Here is a 24072-nt window from a genome sequence, read left to right as displayed (position 1 = left end):
TCACCTTATTTCCAACGGAGTACGCCTTGCGTCTGTTCCACACCTCCGACTGGCACCTTGGGCAGAATCTGCACGGCCAGGAACGCGATTTCGAGCACGCCTGTTTTCTCGATTGGCTGTTGCGCCAGCTGAAGCTGGACCAGCCCGATGTGCTGTTGATCGCCGGCGATATCTTCGACACGGTCAACCCGCCGGTCAAAGCCCAGGAACGCCTCTACGATTTCATCGTCAGCGCCCACGAGCAGCAGCCCTTGCTGACCATCGTGATGATCGCCGGCAACCACGACTCCGGCTCACGGATCGAACTGCCAGCGCCATTGATGCGCCGCTTGCGCACCCATGCGCTCGGTCGGGTGCTGTGGCTGGATGATGGTCAACTGGATGCCGAGCGCCTGTTGCTGCCGTTGCCCGATGCCAGCGGCGAGATTGTCGGCTGGTGCCTGGCGCTGCCGTTCCTGCGCCCCGCCGAAGTCACCGGCGCGCAGTTGGGCGACAACTATTTGCGCGGGATTGGCCAGGTTCACGAATGGCTGATCGAAGCGGCCAACGCCAAACGCAAACCCGGCCAGGCGTTGATTGCGATCAGCCACGCGCACATGGCCGGCGGTTCGGTGTCGGAAGACTCCGAGCGCAGCCTGATCATCGGCAACGCCGAAGCCCTGCCCGCCAGCCTGTTCGGGCCGAGCATCAGTTACGTTGCCCTCGGCCATTTGCACAAGCCGCAGAAGGTCAACGGCGAAGAGCGCATCCGCTACAGCGGCTCGCCGATTCCGCTGTCGTTTTCCGAGATCGGCTATCAGCATCAGATTCTCGACATCACCCTCGACGGCGAAACCCTGGTCAGCGTCGAGCCGAAGCTGATTCCACGGGCAGTCAACCTACAACGCATCGGCCCGGCGCCGCTGGCTGAGATCCTGCTGCAACTGGCTGACCTGCCCAACATCGATTTGCTCGCCGACACCCAGCGCCAGCCGTGGCTGGAAGTCCGGGTGCGCCTGGACGAGCCGCAACCCGACCTGCGCCATCAGATAGAAACCGCCCTGCAAGGTAAAGCCGTGCGTCTGGTGCGCATCGCCGCCGAATACGCTGGCAATGGCAGCCGCGAGGGCGTCAATGACGGTACAAATCTCGTCGAACTGGACCAGCTCACGCCTCAGGAATTGTTCAGCCGCGCGTGGCAGGACAGCTATGGCAGCGAGGTCGATGAGCAAACGCTGAAGGACTTTGCCGAGTTGCTCCAAGACGTGCAGATGGAGAGCGAACTGCCATGAAAATCCTCGCGATCCGCCTGAAAAACCTCGCCTCATTGGCCGGGCCTTTTGAAATCGACTTCACGGCCGAACCCTTGGCCAGCGCCGGTTTGTTTGCCATCACCGGGCCGACCGGTGCCGGTAAAAGCACCTTGCTGGATGCCTTGTGCCTGGCACTTTTTGGCGCCGTGCCCCGCCTGAGCAATGCTCAAGTGTCCGCGAAAGCGCCGGACGCCGATGGCGAAATCAGCACCGGCGACCCCCGCACGTTGCTGCGTCGCGGCACGGGTGAAGGCTATGCCGAAGTGGATTTCGTTGGCATCGACGGCCGTCGTTACCGCGCTCGCTGGGAAGCCAATCGCGCCCGGGAGAAAGCCGGCGGCAAGCTGCAAGCCAGTCGCCAGAGCTTGCGCGACATCGATCAAGATCAACTGCTGGCCAGTCAGAAAGTCGAGTTCAAAACCCAGCTCGAATCTGTACTGGGCCTGAACTTCGAGCAGTTCACCCGCGCCGTTCTGCTCGCCCAGAGCGAGTTCAGTGCCTTCCTCAAGGCCAACGACAACGAACGCAGCGAACTGCTGGAAAAGCTCACCGACACCGCGCTCTACACCCAGCTCGGTCGCCGCGCGTTCGACAAGACCAAAGAGGCGCGTGAAGCCCACAAGCTGTTGCAGGATCAAGCCACCGGCGTGACACCACTGGCGCCCGAAGCCCGCGCCGAACTGAATGAGCGCTTCAATGATGCGCAACAGCAACTCAAGACGCAGCAGGCGCAACTCAAACAGCTCGAACTGCAACACACTTGGCTCAAAGAGCTGCGCCAGTTGCAGGACGAGCAACTGAGCGCCACTGAACAATTGACCAGCGCGCAGCAGCATTGGGACAGTCTGGTCGGTGAACGCCTGAAACTGACGCGCCTGGAGCAGTTGGCCCCGCAACGGCATCAATTTGCGCGCAAGACTGAACTCATCGCTCAGCTCACCCCGCTGGCTGCGCAGATTCAGCATCACACGCAACAGCAACAGGAACTGACCGAGCGCCAGACTCAACTCGAACAGAGCCTGAGCAGCGCCCATACCGCGCTGACCGAAGCGCAACATCAGCACACCCTCAGTGCGCCGCTGCTGCGCCAGGCCTTTGAAGCGCAAAGCACCCTCGCCCGTCTGGTCAAGGACACCAGCCTCAGCGCCGATCTCAAGCAGCAAGCAGAACTGGCCTGCACTCAGGGTCAGAGCACGATTGAAGGTTTGCTTGACCAGCAAAAACGGGTTGCCGAACGTCTGCAACGTATCGCCGGGGAGCTGGAACACAGTACGCCTCTGGCGCCACTGAGCGATGCGTGGAATGCCTATCGCGATCGCCTGCAACAGCTGATGTTGATCGGCAATCGCTTGAACAAAGGCCAGGCCGAACTGGCGGCCCTGGAGCAAAGTGCAACAGGCGCAGCCGAAGCGCTGGCCGCGCAAAAACAGCAGCTGGAAGTGCTCTACAAAGAGGCCGGCGCCGAACCTGAAGCCGTGGCTGAACAAATCCAGCTGCTCGGCAATCTGTTGCAGGACAACCGCAAGCAACTGCGGGCCTTCGAAGCGCTGACACGACTGTGGGCGACCCAGCAGGAACTGGACAGCCGCGGCACCGAGCTTCAACAACGCCAGCTGAGCGCTCAGCAAGAACGTGATCGCCTGACCCAGGACGGGGTAAAAACCAAGAACGAACTGACCATCGCCGAACAGACCCTGACCGTTACCCGCGAACTGCTGGAACGTCAGCGTCTGGCCCGCAGCGCCAGCGTCGAAGAATTGCGTGAGCAATTACAGGACGATCAACCGTGTCCGGTTTGTGGCAGCCCCGACCACCCTTATCATCAGCCCGAAGCACTGCTGCAAAGCCTCGGTCGCCATGATGAAAGCGAGCAGGCCAACGCGCAGAAAGCCGTCGACCAGTTGAAGGAAAAACTCACTGATCTGCGTGCAGAAGTCGGCGGCTTGATCGCTCAGCAAAAAGAGCTGTTACAGCAGCAAGAGCAACTCGCCTTCCAGCAACAAGCCCTGACGCCAAGCCTCGAAGCGCATCCATTGTCGACGCAATTAATGGCTCAGGACGCGAACAAACGCGATGCCTGGCTGACGCAGCAAAACAATCAGTTGAACCAGAGCATCAGCCAGGACGAGCAGCGGCAAACCGCCCTGCTGACCTTGCAACAGGACGCCGCGCGCCTTCAGCAACAACTGCGCAGTGCCGAAACCGCAAGCCAGCAAGCGGCGCAGCACCTGAACAATCAGCAACGCGAGTTGAGCAGCGACCGTCAGCGTCTGGATGAAGAACTGACCGCGTTCAGCACCCTGCTCCCAAGCCACACGCTGGATGCTTTGCGCAACGAGCCCGCCGCGACGTTCATGCAACTCGACCAGCAGATTACCCAGCGCCTTGAGCAACTCGACCAGCAACGCGATGAACTCAGCGAACAGCTGCAACGTCAGCAGGCGCTCGAGAAAGAACAGGACCGTCAACAGACACGCGTTCAACAACTGGACGCCGCCCGACAGCAGTTCGATGCCCTCGCCGAGCAACAGCAGGCCTGTCAGCAAACACTGGCTCAATTGTTGGGCGAACACACCAGTGCCGAGCAATGGCAGCAGCAACTCGATCACGCCGTCGAACAGGCACGCACTGCCGAATCGACGGCCAATCAGGAACTGCAAACCGTACGCACGCGCCTGGTGCAACTGGCGGCCGAACTCAAGGCCCGGCAGGAACGCGCCCAGGCAATGGAAACCGAAGACCGCGAGTTGAGCAGCAAGATTGCCGACTGGCGCGCGCAGCACCCGGAGCTGGATGACGGCGGTCTGGACGCGTTGCTCAGCGTCGACGATCAACAGCTCAGCGAACTGCGCCAGCAATTACAACGCAGCGAAAAAGCCATTGAACAGGCCAAGGTCTTGTTGCAGGAGCGGGACAAGCGCCTGCTCAGCCACGAGGCGCAGCACAACGGCCATCTGGATGCCGAACAACTGGCCACCGCTCTTACCGAGCTGCAAAACCTGTCTTCCGCCAGCGAACACCGCTGCGCCGAACTGCGCGCCGAACAGGCCGAGGATCAGCGCCGGCAAAACGCCAATCAAGCCCTGGCCCAACAGATCGCCGACGCCTACACCGAGTACCAACGCTGGGCGCGTTTGAATGCATTGATCGGTTCGGCCACCGGCGATACGTTCCGCAAAATCGCCCAGGCCTACAACCTCGATCTGTTGGTGCACCACGCCAACGTACAGTTGCGGCAACTGGTGCGCCGTTATCGGTTGAAACGCGGCGGCAGCATGCTGGGGTTACTGGTGATGGACACCGAGATGGGCGATGAGCTGCGTTCGGTGCATTCGTTGTCTGGTGGCGAGACGTTCCTGGTGTCTCTGGCGCTGGCCTTGGGCCTGGCTTCGATGGCGTCGAGCACGCTGAAAATCGAATCGCTGTTCATCGACGAGGGCTTCGGCAGCCTCGATCCGGAATCCCTGCAACTGGCCATGGACGCGCTGGACGGCTTGCAGGCTCAAGGCCGCAAAGTGGCGGTGATTTCCCATGTGCAGGAAATGCATGAACGGATTCCGGTGCAGATTCAGGTTCGACGCCAAGGCAATGGCCTGAGTACCCTGGAGGTGAAATGAATACGTTGTATTCCTTCCGCCGCTGCCCGTACGCCATGCGCGCGCGGATGGCGCTAAGTTACTCCGGCGTGCCGGTGAACATCGTCGAAGTCAGCCTCAAGGCTAAACCGGCAGAGATGCTGGCGTTGTCGAGCAAAGGCACGGTACCGGTGCTGAGCGCTGATGGCCGGGTAATTGATGAAAGCCTGGCAATCATGCAATGGGCTTTGGCACAAAATGATCCGCAGAACTGGTTGCTCAAGGATGATCCCGCCGGACAAGCGCGCATCGCGGACCTGATCGAGTCGAACGATCAGACCTTCAAAGTGCACCTGAATCGCTACAAATACGCCGAACGTTATCCCGAACAACCGATGGAGGTTTATCGGGCCGAAGGTGAGGTGTTTTTGCGTCAGCTTGATGAGTTACTGGAGGGGCGCGACTACTTGCTGGCGGCGTATCCAAGTCTGGCAGACATAGCGCTGATGCCGTTCGTGCGGCAGTTTGCGCATGTCGATCGCGAGTGGTTCGCGCAGACGCCTTACGTGCGGTTGCAGGGCTGGTTGCAGCGGTTTCTGGAGTCGGACTTGTTTACTGGCGTAATGCACAAGTAAGAACACCCAAAACCCGTGGCGAGGGGGCTTGCCCCCGTTGGGTTGCGAAGCAGCCCCCTGCAATCACGCTGAAGCACCGAGCTGTATGGTTTTACGACTGCTGCGCAGCCGAACGGGGCGATGCGGCGTTCCGACAAGCCCCCTCGCCACAATGTTGGCTCAGGCAAACACTTCACACATCTTCAACACCGAACAATCCACATGGAACGGCCCGAAGAAATCGACCTGACGTTTGATCGGTGGATTGCCCGCCAGCAGCGCCAGCGCCTTCTGCGTTTCAATATTGCGTGCGAGGTTGTGATTGGCTTCTATGGATCGGGCCACGGAACCCGCCGAACCTTGCCCGATGCCCAGCAACGAAGAGCCGTTGGTGATGAACGCCAGGAACGCAATCACCCAGAGTTTGCGCCCTTTCATGCCCCGACCACTCCCGCTAGTTCTACGTGCTCGCCCCCCGCGTTTTGGGCGCGGTGTTCGAACTGGATGCCGGGATAAGCGACCTCAATCGGTGCTTCTACGGTGCGGTGCGTTTGAGCCGAAAGGCTGATGACCAACACCAGGATCACGTAAAGACCGATGGCCAGGTAGGCGCCGTGTTTGGCAGAAGTGAGGATTGAGCTGGCCATGGTGTTCTCCGTGGGCATGTTTCGATGCCCACAGAATCAATCAAAAAAGCAGGGGTAACCACTCAGGGTTATCCATAGTGACCATCAGCTTCGTTGATCATTAAGCCAGTCTATTTCAGTCTTCGATAAAACTCATCATGCGCTCGCGGGCCGCGTCCGGCTCGTCTGGAACGGGCTGGGCATCCGAAAGTAGGGGGGTGGAATACAGAAAAAGAAGAACCACTGCCACGCGCATCGCCATGTTGTCGATCCTTGTTATTAGAATTGGAATCAAAAACCGAGCGCCAAATCTAAACTCGCGGCCATGTGTTATCAAGTCGGGAGTTGATAGCAATGTGATGCTGTCGTAAACGCGTTATGCAGGAGCGACATCACTCAGGTTTCTCGAAGCTGTTCAGCTTGATCGACGCAAGTGACTTCGCTCCTGCATAAAAGGTGCAGGGCTTGAATTTCAGGCTTGGGTTTTGTGATCCAGAGCGGCGTAGAAGTTGGCACTCTGTTGCAGGTATTTCTGCGTGTAGCTCTGGGCGTGGGATTTTTTATCGCTGATTTCGACGTTGGCACTGGCTGGCAGAGCAACGGAGGCAGAGATGGCAGAAGCAGCGATGACAGAGAAGAGATTGAAGTTCATGGCGGTATTCCTCGCATTCAGTTGGCTTGCTTGCCCGGTGGGGCCGTGAAGCAAACTTAACCGTCGAGTGTTCTCGCCTGAAATCCTTTGTAGCATTAACAGATATCAGCGTCATTAATACAAGGATGCAGGCCCCATCAACCGGGGCCTGCGGCCTATTGACGCAGCAGAAACTTGAGGTCGCTCGGCGCGTCCATCGGCAGTTTTTGCACGGTTTTACCCAGCAGACCGGTCTTGGCGTCACGTTCGACGACGACAACCTGGTTGCTCTTCTGGTTGGCGATCAGCACGAACTTGCCACTGGGATCGAGGCTGAACTCGCGCGGATGGTCCCCTTCCACCGAGCGTCGCTGCAGTTCCTTGAGGTGGCCGGTCGCGGGATCAATGGCAAACACCAGCAATTGATTGGCGGTGCCACGGTTGCTGACGTAGAGGAACTTGCCATCCGCCGAAGCATGCAGTGCTGCCGCCGCTTTATCGGACGTGGGCTGGCCTGCCGCCAGGTCGACCATTTGCGTTTGCTCAAGCTTGCCATTCTGGTAATCGAACACCGCCACCTGCGCACTCATTTCCATGGTCAGCCAGGCATGCTTGCCGTCGGCACTGAACAGTAAATGACGCGGCCCGCTCCCTGGCGACAACTGCACGGACGCCGGTGTGGCGGGCGTCAACGGCAGGTCCGGATTGGCCTTGGGGTCGAAGCGGTAGACAAAGACCTTGTCTGCCCCCAAATCATTGGAGAACACGTAGCGGCCGTCTGGTGAAGAGACAGTCGAGTGCACGTGCGCCGACATCTGCCGCTCGGGGTTGACCCGACTCGCTGGATGACTGCTCAACTGCACCACGTTTTCAAGCTTGCCGTCAGCGCCCACCGGCAACACCGCGAGGGTGCCGCCCGGATCTTCAGCCACCGAATAGTTGCTGACGAACAGATGACGGCCATCGCCGCTGAGGCTCGAATGCGTTGGCTCGTTGCCCAGGCTCTGGACCTGATTGATCAGGCTCAGCTCATGGGTCTTGGAATCAATCGCATAACTGCTGACACGCCCGACCGGGTCTTTCTGACCCGGGCCGTTTTCATTGACCACGAACAAGTGACGCTGATCCTTGGACACAGTCAGCCAGGACGGGTTTTCGCTTTGCACCACTTGCAGTGGCCTTGCGTTAATCTGCCCGGTCGAACTGTCGAAGTTCAGACGATAAATCCCCTGACTTTGACCCGCCGTGTAGGAACCCACCAGCAACTGATACTCGTCGGCCAAGGCAGCCTGAACGCCCATCGCGCCGACACTACCGGCGATCAACAGCGGCCAGAGATTACGCACCCTCAAGCTCATCGTCCTCGTCGTCATGACCACCGATAGCGGTCAGGCACACCAAGCGGTGCTCGCCGGAATCGCCGGTGATCAACCAGCTTTGCAGGGTTGGGTCGAAGGAGGATGCCTGAATCTGCGCCGGGGTGAACTCCCAGTGCTTGGCCGCTCGCCCATCCATGCACTCGATGTGCAGGTTGTCGAATTCATCGAGGGCGAATTCGAACGCGTGCAACCCGTCGATTTCCACCATGTCGCAGTGTTCGAGGGTGTTGAGCAAGGTATCGGCTATGTCAGTCATGGCGATCAATCTTTTAATGGGAAAAATGCAATGATAACTCAATGTGTGGGCGGCCCAATGCCGACCTCAAACCCCACACACAACACTGACCCCCTGTAGGAGCGGCGGTGCGGCGATCCGACTTGCCCGCGATGGCGGTCTTTCATTCAACGATGATGTTGGATATTAGATCGCAATCGCGGGCAAGCCCGGCTCCTACAGGGTCCGTATTTAACCGTTAGAGGGCTTCGCGCGAGGGCTGCCCATCCACCAAGCGCTGGATGCGCAGCGGATTGCCATTCTTCAACGCGTCCGGCAGCAGATTGTCCGGGTAGTTCTGGAAGCACACCGGGCGCAGGAAGCGGTCAATCGCCAAGGTGCCCACCGACGTACCGCGCGCATCGGACGTCGCCGGGTACGGCCCACCGTGGACCATCGAATCGCAGACTTCCACGCCGGTCGGATAACCATTGAGCAGAATCCGCCCGACCTTTTGCTCCAGCAAAGCCGTCAATTCGCCGAACTGTTCAAAGTCCGCCGGATCGCCAATGATCGTCGCCGTCAGCTGCCCATGAAGCCCGTTCAGCGCCGCAGTGAGTTGCGCCTGATCAGCCACTTCCGCCACCACCGTGGTCGGGCCGAACACCTCTTCCTGCAAGACTTCATCGCCGTTGAGCAACAGGCTGACGTCAGCCTTGAACAGCTGCGGCTGAGCCTGTTTACCCTGTTGCGCGTTGCCTGCCAGGTGCGTGATGCCGGAATGCGCGAGGAGTTTTTCCAGGCCTTTGCCATAGCTGCTCAAGGTCCCGGCATTGAGCATGGTTTGCGCCGGCTGATCATTGATCAGCCCGGCGACCTGCTGCACGAACGCGCTGAACTGCGGTGAACGAATCCCGATCACCAGCCCCGGATTGGTACAAAACTGACCACAGCCTTGAACCACAGAGGCGGTCAGGTCACGAGCGACCGATTCAAGCCGGCTCTGCAACGCCTGTGGCAACACGATCACCGGGTTGATGCTCGACATTTCGGCGAACACCGGGATCGGCTGCGCACGTGCAGCGGCCATGTCGCACAAGGCGCGACCACCCTTCAGCGAGCCGGTAAAGCCCACGGCCTGAATCGCCGGGAACTTGACCAGCGCTTCGCCGACCCCGCCACCGTAGATCATGTTGAACACACCGGCCGGCATGCCGGTTTTTTCCGCGGCACGGAGGATCGCGTCAGCCACCCATTCGGCCGTTGCCATGTGACCGCCGTGAGCCTTGAACACCACTGGGCAACCAGCCGCCAAGGCCGAGGCGGTATCGCCACCGGCCGTCGAAAACGCCAAGGGAAAGTTGCTGGCACCAAACACCGCGACCGGGCCGAGGCCGATGCGGTATTGGCGCAAGTCCGGACGTGGCAGTGGCGTGCGGTCCGGTAGCGCCCGATCAATGCGGGCACCATAGAAGTCGCCGCGACGCAGCACTTTGGCGAACAGACGCATCTGGCCGCTGGTGCGACCGCGTTCGCCTTGAATGCGCCCGGTGGGCAGCGCGGTTTCGCGGCAGACCACGGCGACGAACTCGTCACCCAACGCGTCCAGCTCATCGGCTATCGCATCGAGAAATTGTGCGCGACGCTCAGCGCTCAGGCTGCGATAGGCCGGGTAAGCCGTTGCGGCGGCCTTGGCGGCGGCGTCGACTTCTTCCGGGGTTGCCTGGAAGAAATCGTGCGGCAACGCTTCGCCGGTGCTGGCGTCGACGCTCTGAAGTTTGAGCGAACCGGCGGCGCTGCGCTGGCCGCCGATGTAGTTGTGTCCAAGAATCCGGGTCATGCCTGTCTCCTTAAAGGGTGCCGACGGTGCCAGGCAGGAACGCCGCTTCAGCCGGCGCAATGCCGTTGATCAACGGTGCGCCGAACTCGGCCTGGCTGATCTCGAAAACGTCTCCCGGTCGGGTGCGGATGCCATCGGCGAACGACAAGGTCGCGGTGCCGAAGAAATGAATGTGCACGTCCCCCGGACGCAGGAACTGGCTGTATTTGAAATGGTGGTACTCAAGGTTTTCCAGGCTGTGGCACATGTTGGCTTCGCCGCTGAGAAACTCGCTCTGCCACAGCACTTCTCCGTCCCGCAGGATGCGGCTGGTGCCGGCCAGGTATTGCGGCAATTCGCCGACCCGAAGTTCCGGGCCGTAGCTGCAACTGCGCAGTTTGGAGTGAGCCAGGTACAAGTAGTTTTTACGCTCCATGACGTGATCGGAGAACTCATTGCCGACCGCATAACCGAGGCGATAAGGCTTGCCATCGTGGCCAATGACGTAGAGGCCGCTGAGTTCGGGCTCTTCGCCGGCGTCTTCGGCGAATGGTGGCAGCGGGAACGTCTTGCCCGGCCGAACGACGATGCTGCCGTCACCCTTGTAGAACCATTCCGGTTGTACGCCGGCCTGCCCTGCTGCCGGTTTGCCGCCCTCCACTCCCCATTTGAAGATGCGCATGGTGTCGGTCATTGCCTCTTCGTCACCGGCGTGTTGATGCATCTTGTCCCGTGCCGAGGCGCTGCCCAAGTGGGTCAGGCCGGTGCCGCTGACCAGCATGTGCGCCGGATCCGGGTGATCCAGCGGCGGCAGGATGCGTAACGTGGCCAACAGTTCGGCATAGTCGTGGCTGATGCCCAGGCCCAGGACTTTCACCTGCTGCTCCAGACTCGTGCCCGCCTCGATCGCCGCCAATGCCAGGTCACGAACGGTATGCGCGTCCCGCACTTCATGCACCAGACCGTCCTCGACGACGCCGACGCGGCGCTCGCCGTTACTCAATTCGAATTGAACCAAACGCATGAATTTTCTCCATTAAACAAAACTTGAAAACACCGCAAATCCTGTAGGAGCTGGCTTGCCAGCGAAGGCGACCTGACGGTCAATACCGATGTCTGCTGTCAGGGCCTCTTCGCTGGCAAGCCAGCTCCTACAGGTCCGTATCAAGCCCGAGTCAGGTACGGGTGGCGCCACGCGCACTGGCCGCAAACTGATCAGCCGGCAGCACGTGTTTGCGCTCCAGCAACCGATAAACCACGCCCGTCAGCAGCAGCCCGAACACCATCACACCGGACAAGAAATACAGCCCCGACGCCAGGTTGCCGGTGTATTCCTTCAGCGCACCAATCACGAACGGACCGATGTAACCGCCGAGGTTGCCCACCGAATTGATCAACGCGATCCCGGCCGCCGCACTGGCCCCGGCGAAGAACCGACCCGGCAACGTCCAGAACACTGCGGTGCAGGAAAACAGGGCAAACGCCACCAGGCACAGGGCTGCCAGTTGCAGCACCGGCACCGTCAACCAGGCGCTGAGGAACAGGCCAATCGCACCCAGCACATACAGCACGGCGAGGTGACCGTAGCGGTCATTCAAACGGTCGGAACTGCGCGGAATGATCAGCAAACCGACGATTCCGAAAATGTACGGCACCGCTGAAACGAAACCGGTCACCAGATCGGTGCCGCCGAACTGTTTGATCAGCGTCGGCAGCCACAGACCCAAGCCATAAATGCTCAAGGTCACCGGCAGGTAAAACAGTGCCAGCAGCAACACACGCTTGTCTTTGAGCGCGTGCAACGGATTGCCGTGACGGGTCTGGCCGTATTCCTCAAGGTCCTTTTTCAACTCGCCGGACAGCCAGTCTTTTTCGGCCTGGTCCATCCATTTCACTTGTTGCGGGCCGTCAGGCAGGTAACGCAGCACCGGCCAGGTCAGCAGGATCGCTGGCGTACCGATGACGATGAACAGCCACTGCCAGCCGTGCAATCCGAGGGTGCCGTCCATGCCGAGCAAGCCGCCGGACACCGGGCCGGTGATCATCATTGCGATGGGTTGGGAGAGGATGAACAGCCCGAGGATCTTGCCGCGATGGCGAATCGGGAACCACTGGGTGATGTAGTACAAAACACCCGGGAAGAATCCGGCTTCCGCCGCACCGAGCAAAAAGCGCATCACGTAGAAGCTTTGCGGCCCCTGAACGAAGGCCATGCCGATGGTGATGGCGCCCCAGGTGACCATGATCCGCGCAAACCAGCGTCGCGCGCCGAAACGGTCGAGCATCAGGTTGCTGGGGATTTCAAACAGGAAATAGCCAATAAAGAACAGCCCGGCACCCAGGCCGTAAGCGGCGTCTCCGAGGCCGATATCGGCACCCATGTGCAGCTTGGCGAAGCCTACGGCGGAGCGATCCACATAGGCGATCAGGTACAGCAGGATCAGGAAGGGAATCAGTTTCAGTGTGATGCGACGAATAAGCCGCAGTTCCTGGCTCATGAGATCGGTCTCCGATTGTTGTTGTTATAGAACCTCGGGAGACGCCTCTCGCAGAAAATCGCCAGGGCCATCCCTCCGTTGAAAACGACTATATAGTAATACTAATTACCCAACAACACTTCCAAACAGAGGAATTTACGCCTATGTTAGGCCTCTGGTTTAACTTAATAGTCATACAATAAGAGAATCGATCATGTCTGATAAGAAACCCACCCTGCGCTCCGCCCAATGGTTTGGCACCGCCGACAAGAACGGCTTCATGTACCGCAGCTGGATGAAGAATCAGGGCATCGCCGACCACCAGTTCCAGGGCAAGCCAATCATCGGCATCTGCAACACCTGGTCGGAACTGACCCCGTGCAACGCGCACTTCCGCCAGATCGCGGAGCACGTCAAACGCGGAGTGATCGAGGCCGGTGGGTTCCCTGTTGAATTCCCGGTGTTCTCCAACGGCGAATCGAACCTGCGCCCGACCGCCATGTTCACCCGCAACCTGACGAGCATGGACGTCGAAGAAGCGATTCGCGGCAACCCGATTGATGGCGTGGTGCTGCTGACTGGTTGCGACAAAACCACCCCGGCGCTGCTGATGGGCGCGGCCAGTTGCGACGTCCCGGCAATCGTCGTCACCGGCGGACCGATGCTCAACGGTAAACACAAAGGCCAGGACATCGGTTCCGGCACCGTGGTGTGGCAGCTCAGCGAACAAGTGAAAGCCGGCACCATCACCATTGACGATTTCCTCGCGGCCGAGGGCGGCATGTCCCGCTCGGCCGGCACCTGCAACACCATGGGCACCGCGTCGACCATGGCCTGCATGGCTGAAGCGCTTGGCACTTCCCTGCCCCACAACGCGGCAATTCCAGCGGTGGATGCACGGCGTTATGTGTTGGCGCACATGTCCGGCATGCGTGCGGTGGAGATGGTTCGCGAAGATCTGAAACTGTCGAAGATTCTCACCAAGGAAGCTTTCGAAAACGCCATCCGTGTCAACGCGGCCATCGGCGGTTCGACCAACGCTGTGATCCACTTGAAAGCCATCGCCGGCCGTATCGGTGTGGACCTGGAGCTGGATGACTGGACCCGCATCGGTCGCGGCATGCCGACCATCGTCGACCTGCAACCGTCCGGGCGTTTCCTGATGGAAGAGTTCTACTACGCCGGTGGTTTGCCAGCGGTATTGCGTCGTCTCGGTGAAGCCAACCTGATCCCGAACCCGAATGCCTTGACCGTTAACGGCAAGACCCTCGGCGAGAACACCAAAGACGCGCCGATTTACGGTCAGGACGAGGTGATCCGAACCCTCGACAACCCGATCCGCGCCGATGGCGGCATCTGCGTGTTGCGCGGCAACCTGGCGCCACTCGGCGCGGTGCTCAAACCGTCCGCCGCCACGGCTGAATTGATGCAGCATCGCGGCCGGGCCGTGGTGTTCGAGAACTTCGACATGTACAAGGCACGGATCAACGATCCAGAGCTGGACGTCGACGCCAACTCGATCCTGGTGATGAAGAACTGCGGCCCCAAGGGTTATCCGGGCATGGCCGAAGTCGGCAACATGGGTTTGCCGGCCAAGTTGCTCGCCCAGGGCGTGACCGACATGGTGCGCATCTCTGACGCACGCATGAGCGGCACCGCTTATGGCACCGTGGTTTTGCACGTCGCGCCGGAAGCGGCAGCGGGCGGACCGTTGGCCGCGGTGAAAGAAGGCGACTGGATTGAACTGGACTGTGCCAACGGGCGTTTGCACCTGGATATCCCGGATGCTGAACTGGCGGCGCGCATGGCTGATTTACAGCCACCACAGCAAATGATCCTGGGCGGATATCGTCAGCTGTACATTGACCATGTGCTGCAGGCGGATCAGGGCTGCGATTTCGACTTCCTGGTCGGCTGCCGCGGTGCCGAGGTCCCGCGCCACTCTCACTGATCAACACAAAACCCCTGTGGGAGCGGCGGTGCGACGATTCGACTTGCCCGCGATAGCGGTCTAACAGTCAACATCCATGTTGACTGACCCGCCGCTTTCGCGAGCAAGCTCGCTCCTACATTGGTTCTTCATCTGATTCAGGACCGTGTCCGCGCCTGTTATCATGCGCAACACACCCTCGCACAGGACCGCGCCGCTCCCCATGGATTACCGCAAACCGTCCGACCGTAAAAGCATGCACTCGCGCATAGTCCAGGAACTGGGCATGCAGATTGTTTCCGGGCGTTTCAAGCCATGTGACAAGCTGCCCGCCGAGGCCCTGCTGTGTGAGGAGTACGCAGTCAGCCGCCCGGTGCTGCGCGAAGCCACCCGAGTATTGGTCGCCAAGGGCCTGGTGTATTGCCGTCCGCGCGTCGGCACGGTGGTCAAGCAGCGCAAAGAGTGGCACATGCTTGATCCGGACGTTTTGCACTGGTTGATGCAAAGCAGCCCGCAGAATGAGTTTTTCGACCTGTTGACCAGTGTGCGCAGCATCATCGAGCCCGCCGTCGCCGCATTGGCCGCACAGTTCGCCACGGAGGCGGACATCGCGTCCATTGGCGAAGCCTACCAACGCATGGAGGCCGCGCCGACGCCGGAGGCCTTACTGCAACCTGATCTGGATTTCCACAGCCGAATCGCCGATGCAACCCACAACGACTTGCTGGCCAACCTGTGCAACATGCTGTCGGTGGCGATAGCCGAAGCATTGAAGCATTCCAACCAGCGGCCGAACCTGCATGAACTGGCGCTGCCTCGGCACAAGGCAATCCTCACGGCCATCGAGAACCGCGATCCGCTCGGCGCACGGCACGCGACGCTGGTGCAACTGGATGATGCGCGTAGTGCGTTGAATGTGGTGCTGGGTACCGATCCCTCATAACCACCACAGAACCAATGTAGGAGCGAGCTTGCTCGCGAAGGCGGAGTATCAGGTAACGATGATGTCGACTGACACACCGCATTCGCGGGCAAGCCCGCTCCTACAGGGGTTTAGTGTTGAATTCGGGATATAAAAAAGCCGCAACCTGGGTTGCGGCTTTTTTGTTTCAGCGACAGATCAGTGAGCGAACAGCGAGTTGCCCTTCTGTCCTGCCAGTTTCTCCGGTTTGATCAGGAACCGCGCCAGCGCAGGCAGCAGCCACAGCGCGCCGAACATGTTCCAGAGCAGCATGAAGGTCAGCATCAGGCCCATGTCGGCCTGGAACTTGATGGCCGAGAAGATCCAGGTGCACACACCGATGGCCAGGCACAAACCGGTGAACAGCACCGCTTTACCGGTGGATTTCAACGTCTGGTAATAGGCTTCCTGCAACGGAAGACCAGCACGCAGGAAACTTTCCAGACGGCTGTAGATGTAGATGCCGTAGTCCACGCCAATCCCCACACCCAGCGCCACCACCGGCAGCGTCGCGACTTTCACGCCGATGCCCATGAACGCCATCAAGGCGTTGCCCAGTACCGAGGTCAGCACCAGCGGCAACACGATGCACAAGGTCGCCGCCCACGAACGGAAGGTGATCATGCACATGGTTGCGACGCAGATGTAGACGAGGATCAGGATGGTCAGCTCGGATTCCTTGATCACCTCGTTGGTGGCCGCTTCGATCCCGGCGTTACCGGCCGCGAGGATGAATTCCAGGCCGTCCTTGTTGTTTTCCTTGGCGAATTCCTGCACCGCATGCACCGCACGATCGAGCGTCGCCGCCTTGTGATCGTTGAGGAACACCAGCACCGGCGCCAGGGAGCAACTGTTGTTGTACAGGCCATCGGCACGGGAGATGGAGTTGTTCAGCACATCCGGGTTACGCGACAGGGTTTCCCATTTCAGGTTGCCCTCGTTCATGCCCTTGATCATCTGCTTGGACACGGTCACCAGGGAAATCGCCGACTGCACGCCCTCGGTGTTCTGCATCTTCCACATCAGCTCGTCGATCGGCGCCATGGCTTCATAGCGTGAGCAGCCTTCAGCCTTGGTCTTGACCATCACCACCAACACGTCGGAACTGGTGGAGTAGTTGCTGATGATGAAGTTGTTGTCCTTGTTGTAGCGCGAGTCCGGACGCAACTCTGGAGCACCTTGATCGAGGTCGCCGATTTTCAGGTTCTGGCTGTACCAGAGACCGCCACCGAAGGCCAGCAAGGCCAGCGCGATCGACACCGGCGCGACTTTCGCGCTGGCAAAGTTCGACAGCAGTCGCCAGAACGGGTGTTCGCGGGTTGCATCCTTTTTGCTGCGTTCCACTGCGCGTTTGCTGATACCGACGTAGGAAATCGCCACCGGCAGCAGGATCAGGTTGGTGAACACGATTACCGCCACGCCGATGGACGCGCCGATGGCCAGTTCATGGATCACGCCAATGTCGATGATCAGCAGCGTGATGAAACCCACCGCATCCGCAAGGATCGCAATCATCCCCGGCAGGAACAGCTGACGGAACGTGCGTCGCGCAGCGGTCAGCGCGTTGTCGGCCTCACTGGACTGCAAGGCGATACCGTTGATCTTCTGTACGCCGTGGGAAATACCGATGGCGAAGATCAGGAACGGCACCAGCATCGAGTACGGATCCAGCCCGAAACCAAAGAAGTGCATCAACCCAAGCTGCCAGATCACCGCCACCAGCGTGGTACTGAGTACCGCCACGGTGCTGCGCATGCAGTTGGTGAACCAGTACAACAGAATCAGCGTAATCACGAAGGCGACACCGAAGAACATCACCACCATGACCAGACCATCGATCAGGTCGCCGACTTTCTTGGCGAAACCGACGATATGGATCTGCACGTTAGGGTTCTGTTTTTCAAACTTGTCGCGGATTTTTTCTTCCAGCTCGTGGGAGAACTTGCGGTAGTCCAGCGCCAGCAACTTGCCCTGGTCCTGCGGGTCCGGGTAGGACTCCAGCAGCGGGATATCGACAATGCTCGACTTGAAATCGTTGGCCACCAGACGTCCGACTTGCCCGGACTTGAGGACGTTGTTGCGCAGCAGATCGAGGCTTTGCTGGGAACCGTTGTAGCTCTGCGGGATCACTTCACCACCGGCGAAGCCCTCCTCCGTCACCTCGGTCCAACGCACGCTCGGGCTCCACAGCGACTTGAGGCCGGAACGGTCGACGCCGGAAATGTAGAACACCTCGTCGTTGATCTGACGCAGGGTCTCCATGTATTCCTTGGAGAAGATGTCGCCGTCAGTGGCTTCCACCGAGATCCGCACCGTGTTGCCCAGGTTTGCCAGATCGTTGCGGTGCTCCATCATCTTTTGAATGAACGGATGATCGAGCGGGATCATTTTTTCGAAGCTGGTGGACGGCCGGATCAGCGTCGCCTGCCAGAACAGGAAAATACTGACCAGCAGGCAGATGAAGATCACTGCCGGGCGGTTGTTGAAAATCAGGCGTTCAAGAAACGTCGCCTTGTCTTGGTGATGGCTTGTCATCGATGTCATAGCTCCGCCCTTCTTATTATTTGCCCAGCTCTGAGCCGGTTGGCGAAGTAGCGCGAACGCCGCCCTGTCCTGCCAGAATCAGATTGCCGTTGCCCGCCGCCGTCACTGCCGATACGGAAATGCGATCCGGACGGTTGAACACGCTGAAGGTTTCGCCATTGTCGTTGCTGCGTATCACTGAGCCGCCGTTGCCGACGATCACGATGGAACCATCGTCGAGCAGCGTTGCGCCGGACAGCCCGAACTCCAGTGCGCCGCGAGCGGCTTTCAGCTCGACCTGTTCCCAGGTGCTGCCAAAATCCGTGGAGCGATAGAGATTGCCGCGCAGGCCGTAAGCCAGCAGCGTATTGGCTTGCGCCGTGCCGATGACACCGAAGAGCGAGCCTTCGTACGGGCCTTCGAGTTTCTCCCAGGTCTGCCCCCAATCGGCCGAGCGGAACATGCTGCCCTGCTCGCCGACGATGAACAGCCCGGCATCCTTGACCGATGCGATGCCATTGAGGTGGAACTGGTCCTCGTTGTCCAGGCGGTCACTGGCGTCTTCCCAGTGCTTGCCGCCGTCGATGGTTTCCAGCAGCGCGCCATAAGCACCCACGGCATAGCCGTTGTTGGCGTCCTTGAACCAGACGTCGAGCAGCGGCGCTTCGCGTTTCAAATCGTCGAATTGCTTGGTCCAGGTGGCGCCACCGTCCTCACTCGCGAGGATCTGTGCGTCATGGCCGACGGCCCAGCCGTGTTTGTCATCGACAAAAAACACCGACGTCAGCAATGCCCGGGATGGCACCTTGGCTTGAACCCAGGTCGTGCCCTGGTCATCGGAATACAGAATGTGCCCGCGATCCCCGACCGCCACCAGGCGTTTGCCGGCGTGGACGACATCCAGCAGCAGGCTTTTGGAGGCCTTGGCGGATTCAATGGAATAAACAACATCGGATGCTGGCGCGGCAGCGGCCAGCACAGGTGCCGACAACACGGCACAGCCCAACAGCGAGAGCGCTGTAGCCAGCAACGCGATTTTGCGTAATGCCGGCGGGCGGCAGATACCCACACCCATGACAGGCTCACTCATAGACCTTCCCCCATTATTATTGTTAGGTCGTTCAACCTTTCTGGGCGCCGTAAGGGTGCTCGTTGTGATTGGCTGTTTGGAGCTTGGTCCTGAAACGCGCAATCTAGAGCCCCTTCGGAAGCTGGCTTATCCTATCGGGGTTTGGAAAGGTCTGACAATCGACGCCACGTTATGTTTTGTTAACCTGAGGGGGATGGGTAGCTGCTGAATAGCACAGCATTCGGACGCGTGATTTCGATGCGTGTACATATCCGTTGCTGCGGTAACGGCTGCTTATGGTTTCGCTCTTACAGCGACTCACTTTTCCAAACGCCGAAAAGGAACCAAAAGGCTTCGCCCCGGCGTACGGCACTTCGCTAAGGCTCAGTGTTCCCTCGCTATGGTGTCCATCAGGGGGCATCGCCTACGGTCTGCTTCGCTACGACCTCCTCTCGATGTGTGCGGCTTCGCCGCACGGCGCTACGCGCCTACCCCCTGATGAACACCTACGCTCGGCCTGCCGAAGGGGCGAAAGATAAAAAGCAGATCAAGATCAAGCTCAAGATCAAGATCAAAAGCCAAAGCCAAAGCCAAAGCCAAAGCCAAAAGCTTCGCGAGCAGGCTCGCTCCCACAATGGTTCGGCGTGCTGCTCTCGCTTCTCACCGCTCAACAGGCCGAGCGTTAGCTCGCCTGAAAGCTTTTGATCTTTGGCTTTTGATTTGCCCGCCCCTTCGGGAGGCTGAGTGGAGGTGTTCATCCGGGGGAGTGGCGCGTAGCGCCGTTCGACGCAGTCGAACACGCTGCATGTAGGTCGTAGCGAAGCAGACCGGAGGGCAGTGTCCCCGGATGGATACCGGAGCGAAGGAACGCCGAGCTTTAGCGAGGGGCCGGACGCTCGGGGCGAGCCTTTTTTTGCTTACTTTTTTTTGGCGTTTGAAAAAAAAGTGAGTCGCCGTAAGGGCGAAACCCTAAGTGGCCGTTACCGCAGGAATGGATATGTACACCAAGAAGAGAATGGTCGGCTGTCAGGCCGCCTTCGCTGGCAAGCCAGCTCCTACAGGTGGACGGTGTACATCTGGGGGAGACTGGTCGGCTGTCAGGCCGCCAAGGCACAAAAGCCAACCCCCCACAGGGTCCGAGTGAACCCTGTGGGAGCAAAGCATGACTCAGGCCAGGCTTTTGCTGACCACTTCAAACACATCGCTGGACAGCTGACCCGAAGCGCGAATGCGCTCCAGCTCGCCTTTCATCAACGCCTGACGCGCGTCGTCGTATTTGCGCCAGCGCGTCAGCGGCGCCAACTGCCGGGAAGCGATCTGCGGATTGAACCCGTTCAACTCAATCACCAGATCCGCGAGGAAGCGATACCCCGAGCCATCAGCTGCATGGAAATTGATCAGGTTCTGCCCGGCAAACGCACCGACCAAAGCCCGCACCTTGTTCGGGTTCTTCATGTTGAACGCCGAATGCTGCATCAACTGACGCACCCGCTCCAGACCACCCGGCAACGTGCTGCCCGCTTGAACACTGAACCACTGATCCATGACCAGCGGATTGTCCTTGAAGTGCTCGGCAAAACTCGCCAGCGCCTTGGCTTTCTCTGCTTCAAACGGTGAATTGACCAACACCGCCAACGCGGTCAGCCGCTCGGTCATGTTGTCGCTGGTTTCGAATTGCTCAAGCGTCGCCGCCAACACTTGCGGTTTCCCGCTGAGCATCAGGTACGACAGCGCAATGTTCTGCAACGCGCGACGAGCGAAGTGCTCGGCCTCGGCCACGTAAGGGGTTTTCTTCGACAGTTCGCGATTGGCCTGATAACGCAGCCACAACGCTTCAAACAACCCTTGCGCCAGTTGCTTGCGAGCAAACTCGCGTGCAATGTGAATCGCATCGACGTCAGCCACTTCGCTGATTTCGGTCAGATAGGCCTCGCCTGGTAGCGAAAGCATTTCCGCGACCATAGCCTGATCCAGCGTCTCGTCCGACAGCACGGTGCGCAGGGCAGAAATCAGGCGCTGATCCAGCACCAGCGTTTCGCCGGCCTGATGCTGGGCAATCAGCTCTTGCAACACTTGCACCGACAGTTGCTGACCGGCATCCCAACGGTTGAAACCGTCGCTGTCATGCTGCATCAGGAACATCAGTTGATCGCGGTTGTACGGGAAGCTCAGTTTGACTGGCGCCGAGAAACCACGCAGCAGTGAAGGCAGCGGTTGTTCAGCGATGTCGACGAAGGTGAAGGTCTGCTCAGCTTCGGTCACCGAAATTACCCGCGACGTGCCCTGAGCGCTGGCTTCGCCGGACAGACGCAAGGCAATCGCCGCGCCTTTGGAGTCCAGCAGGCCCAACTCAACAGGAATCACAAACGGCAGTTTTTCAACCTTGTCCGGGGTTGCCGGGCAGCTTTGACGGAACGTCAGGCTGTAGGTTTTCGCCGCAGCATCGTAAAACTCGCTCACCGCCAACCGCGGCGTACCCGCCTGGCTGTACCAGCGCTTGAACTGGGTCAGGTCGACACCGTTGGCATCTTCCATCGCTTTGATGAAGTCGTCGCAGGTTACAGCCTGGCCGTCGTGGCGGTCGAAATACAGATCACTGCCTTTGCGGAAGCCTTCGGCCCCGAGCAAGGTGTGGATCATGCCGACCACTTCCGAGCCCTTTTCGTACACCGTCAGGGTGTAGAAGTTGGAAATCTCGATAAAACTGTCCGGCCGCACGGCGTGGGCCATGGGACCGGCGTCTTCGGCGAACTGGTGCGTGCGCAGGTAGGCCACGTCCTGGATGCGTTTGACCGTGGCCGAGTTCATGTCCGAGGAGAACCCGGCATCGCGGAACACCGTGAAGCCTTCCTTGAGCGACAGCTGGAACCAGTCGCGGCAGGTCACGCGGTTGCCCGACCAGTTGTGGAAGTATTCGTGGGCGACGATGGCTTCGACACGCTGGTGCGCGGCGTCGGTGGCGGTTTCGGCGCGGGCCAGCACGGCGCTGGAGTTGAAGATGTTGAGGCCCTTGTTCTCCATGGCGCCCATGTTGAAGTCATTGACCGCGACGATCATGAAGATGTCCAGGTCGTACTCGCGGCCGTAGACCTCTTCATCCCAGCGCATCGACTTCTTCAGGCTGTTCATGGCGTGCTGGCACTTGTCGATGTTTTCCGGCTCGACGTAAATGCGCAATGCCACGGAACGCTCGGTCATGGTGGTGAAGGTGTCTTCAACGCACCACAAATCACCGGCCACCAGCGCGAACAGGTACGCCGGTTTCATGAACGGGTCTTCCCAGGTCGCCCAGTGCCGGCCGTCTTCGCCGGGCCCGCTGGCAATCGGGTTGCCGTTGGACAGCAGCACCGGGTAGCTGTGCTGCTCGGCGACGACCGTGGTGGTGAACTTGCTCATCACATCCGGGCGGTCGAGGTAGTAGGTGATCTTGCGGAAACCTTCAGCCTCGCACTGGGTGCAGAACATGCCGCTGGACTTGTACAAACCTTCCAGCGCGGTGTTGGTTTCCGGGTGGATCCTGACGCTGGTGTCGACCGTGAAGGTGGTGCTGGTCGGGTGCAGGGTCAGGTGCTGCTCTGTTAACTGATAGCCGGTCAGTTGATCGTCGCTTTCGCTCAGCTCGCGGTCGGCCAGGGTGACCGACAGCAGCTCCAGTTGCTGACCGTCCAGCACCAGCGGCGGCAGGCCCGGGCCGCGCTCGGGATTGCGGCGCATCACCAGCTGCGCATGGACCAGGCTGTGGTCCTCGAACAACTCGAAGGTCAGGTGCGTCTCGTCGATCAGGTACTCAGGCGCCTGATAGTCTTTCAGGTAAATCATCTTCGGTTGTTCGGTGCGCATGCTGGAGTCCTTACTGATGCACGGCGAGCTGATAAGCCGTGTACTTACGAATATTGATCACGCCGGTGTCGAAGATCAGGTATTGGCCCTTGACCCCCAGCAGCGTGCCTTCGGCAATCGGATTCTTGTCCAGGTTGAAGCTGACGATTTTGGCCGGGTATTGCTCGACCGGATAGCGGATCTCAAGGGTTTCTACGTCGGCAATCGTCTGAATTGCTTGTAGTCCAAATCGTTCCTGCAAGGTTTGCAGGCCCTCGGCGCAGCGGTCGAACAATTGATCGCGGACCTCGGCCAGGTTCACCGACACCGCTTCGCCCTTGAGCAAGACACGCCAGTTGGTCTTGTCCGCCACCTGGCTGCGAAACAGGTCCTCGACGAAACCCGACTGCTGACGGGTCGACACCCGCACGATCGGCAACGCCTGGCGGGCGCCTTGATCGATCCAGCGGGTCGGCAGCTGGGTGGCGCGGGTAATCCCGACTTTCACCCCCGACGAGTTGGACAGATAGACGATGTGATCGGTCATGCAAAACGTCTGGCCCCACTCCGGCTCACGGCAAGTGCCGGCGTCGAAGTGGCAACGTTCCGGGCTCATGATGCAGATGTCGCACTGCGCCAGTTTGGTCATGCACGGGTAGCAATAGCCCTGGCTGAAACTGGTTTTGGTCTTGCGTCCACAATGGGTGCAATGAATCGCCCCCAGGTATTCCAGGCGCACGGTGGTGCCGATCATTGGATTGACCGGCACCTCGAGGTCGCCCAGACGAAACGCGTACTGCACGTCGGACCCGTCAAGGCGGGCCGACATTTTGCTGATTGCACCGCGGCCAATCTCGATCAATGGATGGCTTCCGACTTGAACAGGATGTTCGGCACGCTGATCGACTTCGAACTGCATTCCTGCGGCCCCATGTAACCGGTGCGCTCTTCTTCGGGCAGGTTCTGGATTTCCCAGGCGATCATCGCTTGCAGCGACAGTTCACGTTGCTCGGCGGTGAGCTTGTTACCGTCCGCCCATTTACCGATTTCCACCGCCAGTTTCAGGCCCTGGTAGATATCGGGGGTGATGTTTTTGATCATTTCGTTAAAAGAGGACATCAAGGTCTCCGCGCTCTTTAATAC

At 59.6% G+C, this 24072-nt stretch carries 20 protein-coding genes; 6 read left to right on the top strand and 14 right to left on the bottom strand.

What is annotated here, in order from left to right:
• Positions 1-26: 26 nt before the first annotated feature.
• Genes ACWGZX_RS27190 through ACWGZX_RS27180 form a run of 3 tightly spaced genes read left to right on the top strand, consistent with a single transcriptional unit; the run spans position 27 to position 5502 of the window.
• Entirely contained in the window at positions 27-1271 is a 1245-nt protein-coding gene (locus ACWGZX_RS27190) for an exonuclease SbcCD subunit D C-terminal domain-containing protein (RefSeq protein WP_452626240.1), read from the top strand.
• Positions 1268-4909: an SbcC/MukB-like Walker B domain-containing protein gene (locus ACWGZX_RS27185; RefSeq protein ID WP_452626239.1), complete on the top strand. Its 3642-nt coding sequence runs from the start codon at positions 1268-1270 to the stop codon at positions 4907-4909. Before ACWGZX_RS27190 ends, ACWGZX_RS27185 begins: the two co-directional genes overlap by 4 nt.
• Positions 4906-5502: a glutathione S-transferase gene (locus tag ACWGZX_RS27180; protein ID WP_452626238.1), complete on the top strand. Its 597-nt coding sequence runs from the start codon at positions 4906-4908 to the stop codon at positions 5500-5502. The genes ACWGZX_RS27185 and ACWGZX_RS27180 overlap by 4 nt, the downstream gene beginning before the upstream one ends.
• A gap of 159 nt (positions 5503-5661) precedes the next feature.
• On the opposite strand, the gene ACWGZX_RS27175 is transcribed toward ACWGZX_RS27180, so the two are convergent.
• From ACWGZX_RS27175 to ACWGZX_RS27135, 9 genes are all read right to left on the bottom strand, one after another.
• Entirely contained in the window at positions 5662-5919 is a 258-nt protein-coding gene (locus tag ACWGZX_RS27175; protein WP_452626237.1) for a hypothetical protein, read from the bottom strand.
• Positions 5916-6128, bottom strand: a complete 213-nt coding sequence (locus tag ACWGZX_RS27170) for a hypothetical protein (protein ID WP_452626236.1) — start codon at positions 6126-6128, stop codon at positions 5916-5918. Before ACWGZX_RS27170 ends, ACWGZX_RS27175 begins: the two co-directional genes overlap by 4 nt.
• 115 nt (positions 6129-6243) lie before the next feature.
• Positions 6244-6369 (bottom strand): hypothetical protein, encoded by a 126-nt coding sequence (locus ACWGZX_RS27165; RefSeq protein WP_263288417.1) that lies wholly within the window; start codon positions 6367-6369, stop codon positions 6244-6246.
• Positions 6370-6579: 210 nt separating this feature from the next.
• A complete protein-coding gene (locus ACWGZX_RS27160) occupies positions 6580-6759 on the bottom strand; it encodes a hypothetical protein (RefSeq protein ID WP_223520781.1) in 180 nt (59 codons plus the stop codon).
• A 155-nt stretch (positions 6760-6914) separates the two neighbouring features.
• Positions 6915-8084, bottom strand: a complete 1170-nt coding sequence (locus ACWGZX_RS27155; RefSeq protein WP_452626235.1) for a lactonase family protein — start codon at positions 8082-8084, stop codon at positions 6915-6917.
• On the bottom strand, positions 8077-8373 hold the full coding sequence (locus ACWGZX_RS27150) for a DUF5629 family protein (protein ID WP_452626234.1): 297 nt from the start codon (positions 8371-8373) through the stop codon (positions 8077-8079). The genes ACWGZX_RS27155 and ACWGZX_RS27150 overlap by 8 nt, the downstream gene beginning before the upstream one ends.
• Positions 8374-8590: 217 nt before the next feature.
• On the bottom strand, positions 8591-10171 hold the full coding sequence (locus ACWGZX_RS27145; protein WP_452626233.1) for an aldehyde dehydrogenase (NADP(+)): 1581 nt from the start codon (positions 10169-10171) through the stop codon (positions 8591-8593).
• 10 nt (positions 10172-10181) lie between these two features.
• Positions 10182-11174, bottom strand: coding sequence for an AraD1 family protein (gene araD1 / locus ACWGZX_RS27140; protein WP_452626232.1), 993 nt, complete (start codon positions 11172-11174; stop codon positions 10182-10184).
• Positions 11175-11325: 151 nt separating this feature from the next.
• Entirely contained in the window at positions 11326-12648 is a 1323-nt protein-coding gene (locus ACWGZX_RS27135; RefSeq protein WP_452626231.1) for an MFS transporter, read from the bottom strand.
• 193 nt (positions 12649-12841) lie between these two features.
• Here ACWGZX_RS27135 and ACWGZX_RS27130 point away from each other — a divergent pair, with 193 nt between their 5' ends.
• Together ACWGZX_RS27130 and ACWGZX_RS27125 are read left to right on the top strand one after the other, a co-directional pair.
• Entirely contained in the window at positions 12842-14578 is a 1737-nt protein-coding gene (locus tag ACWGZX_RS27130) for an IlvD/Edd family dehydratase (RefSeq protein WP_007944608.1), read from the top strand.
• Between the two features lie 202 nt (positions 14579-14780).
• Positions 14781-15500, top strand: a complete 720-nt coding sequence (locus tag ACWGZX_RS27125; RefSeq protein ID WP_452626230.1) for a FadR/GntR family transcriptional regulator — start codon at positions 14781-14783, stop codon at positions 15498-15500.
• 177 nt (positions 15501-15677) lie between these two features.
• Here the strand turns inward: ACWGZX_RS27125 and ACWGZX_RS27120 are convergent, their stop codons facing one another.
• Positions 15678-18053 (bottom strand): efflux RND transporter permease subunit, encoded by a 2376-nt coding sequence (locus ACWGZX_RS27120; protein ID WP_452626229.1) that lies wholly within the window; start codon positions 18051-18053, stop codon positions 15678-15680.
• A 25-nt stretch (positions 18054-18078) separates the two neighbouring features.
• Positions 18079-19131, bottom strand: coding sequence for a WD40/YVTN/BNR-like repeat-containing protein (locus ACWGZX_RS27115; RefSeq protein ID WP_452626228.1), 1053 nt, complete (start codon positions 19129-19131; stop codon positions 18079-18081).
• Positions 19132-19608: 477 nt separating this feature from the next.
• Here ACWGZX_RS27115 and ACWGZX_RS27110 point away from each other — a divergent pair, with 477 nt between their 5' ends.
• On the top strand, positions 19609-19815 hold the full coding sequence (locus ACWGZX_RS27110; RefSeq protein WP_452626227.1) for a hypothetical protein: 207 nt from the start codon (positions 19609-19611) through the stop codon (positions 19813-19815).
• Between the two features lie 462 nt (positions 19816-20277).
• On the opposite strand, the gene pepN is transcribed toward ACWGZX_RS27110, so the two are convergent.
• From pepN to ACWGZX_RS27095, 3 genes are read right to left on the bottom strand one after another with little or no spacing between them, the layout of a single operon-like run.
• Positions 20278-22950 (bottom strand): aminopeptidase N, encoded by a 2673-nt coding sequence (pepN, locus tag ACWGZX_RS27105; RefSeq protein WP_452626226.1) that lies wholly within the window; start codon positions 22948-22950, stop codon positions 20278-20280.
• 10 nt (positions 22951-22960) lie between these two features.
• Positions 22961-23791 (bottom strand): DUF2797 domain-containing protein, encoded by an 831-nt coding sequence (locus tag ACWGZX_RS27100; RefSeq protein ID WP_452629074.1) that lies wholly within the window; start codon positions 23789-23791, stop codon positions 22961-22963.
• Complete coding sequence (locus ACWGZX_RS27095) at positions 23788-24048, bottom strand: YeaC family protein (protein WP_452626225.1); 261 nt, start codon at positions 24046-24048, stop codon at positions 23788-23790. The genes ACWGZX_RS27100 and ACWGZX_RS27095 overlap by 4 nt, the downstream gene beginning before the upstream one ends.
• Positions 24049-24072: the final 24 nt, after the last annotated feature.

It is taken from the genome of Pseudomonas sp. CLCA07, from assembly GCF_053615335.1.
The sequence above is the reverse complement of the archived record's forward strand: the minus strand, read 5'-3'. Positions and strand labels throughout refer to the sequence as shown.

Coding starts and splice junctions, on each gene's coding strand:
- ACWGZX_RS27145 (WP_452626233.1), bottom strand. CDS start 10,171: ATGACCCGGATTCTTGGACACAACTACATCGGCGGCCAGCGCAGCGCC.
- ACWGZX_RS27165 (WP_263288417.1), bottom strand. CDS start 6,369: ATGGCGATGCGCGTGGCAGTGGTTCTTCTTTTTCTGTATTCCACCCCC.
- ACWGZX_RS27095 (WP_452626225.1), bottom strand. CDS start 24,048: ATGTCCTCTTTTAACGAAATGATCAAAAACATCACCCCCGATATCTAC.
- ACWGZX_RS27170 (WP_452626236.1), bottom strand. CDS start 6,128: ATGGCCAGCTCAATCCTCACTTCTGCCAAACACGGCGCCTACCTGGCC.
- ACWGZX_RS27130 (WP_007944608.1), top strand. CDS start 12,842: ATGTCTGATAAGAAACCCACCCTGCGCTCCGCCCAATGGTTTGGCACC.
- araD1 (WP_452626232.1), bottom strand. CDS start 11,174: ATGCGTTTGGTTCAATTCGAATTGAGTAACGGCGAGCGCCGCGTCGGC.
- ACWGZX_RS27115 (WP_452626228.1), bottom strand. CDS start 19,131: ATGAGTGAGCCTGTCATGGGTGTGGGTATCTGCCGCCCGCCGGCATTA.
- ACWGZX_RS27185 (WP_452626239.1), top strand. CDS start 1,268: ATGAAAATCCTCGCGATCCGCCTGAAAAACCTCGCCTCATTGGCCGGG.
- ACWGZX_RS27125 (WP_452626230.1), top strand. CDS start 14,781: ATGGATTACCGCAAACCGTCCGACCGTAAAAGCATGCACTCGCGCATA.
- ACWGZX_RS27120 (WP_452626229.1), bottom strand. CDS start 18,053: ATGACAAGCCATCACCAAGACAAGGCGACGTTTCTTGAACGCCTGATT.
- ACWGZX_RS27150 (WP_452626234.1), bottom strand. CDS start 8,373: ATGACTGACATAGCCGATACCTTGCTCAACACCCTCGAACACTGCGAC.
- ACWGZX_RS27160 (WP_223520781.1), bottom strand. CDS start 6,759: ATGAACTTCAATCTCTTCTCTGTCATCGCTGCTTCTGCCATCTCTGCC.
- ACWGZX_RS27110 (WP_452626227.1), top strand. CDS start 19,609: ATGAACACCTACGCTCGGCCTGCCGAAGGGGCGAAAGATAAAAAGCAG.
- ACWGZX_RS27180 (WP_452626238.1), top strand. CDS start 4,906: ATGAATACGTTGTATTCCTTCCGCCGCTGCCCGTACGCCATGCGCGCG.
- ACWGZX_RS27175 (WP_452626237.1), bottom strand. CDS start 5,919: ATGAAAGGGCGCAAACTCTGGGTGATTGCGTTCCTGGCGTTCATCACC.
- ACWGZX_RS27135 (WP_452626231.1), bottom strand. CDS start 12,648: ATGAGCCAGGAACTGCGGCTTATTCGTCGCATCACACTGAAACTGATT.
- pepN (WP_452626226.1), bottom strand. CDS start 22,950: ATGCGCACCGAACAACCGAAGATGATTTACCTGAAAGACTATCAGGCG.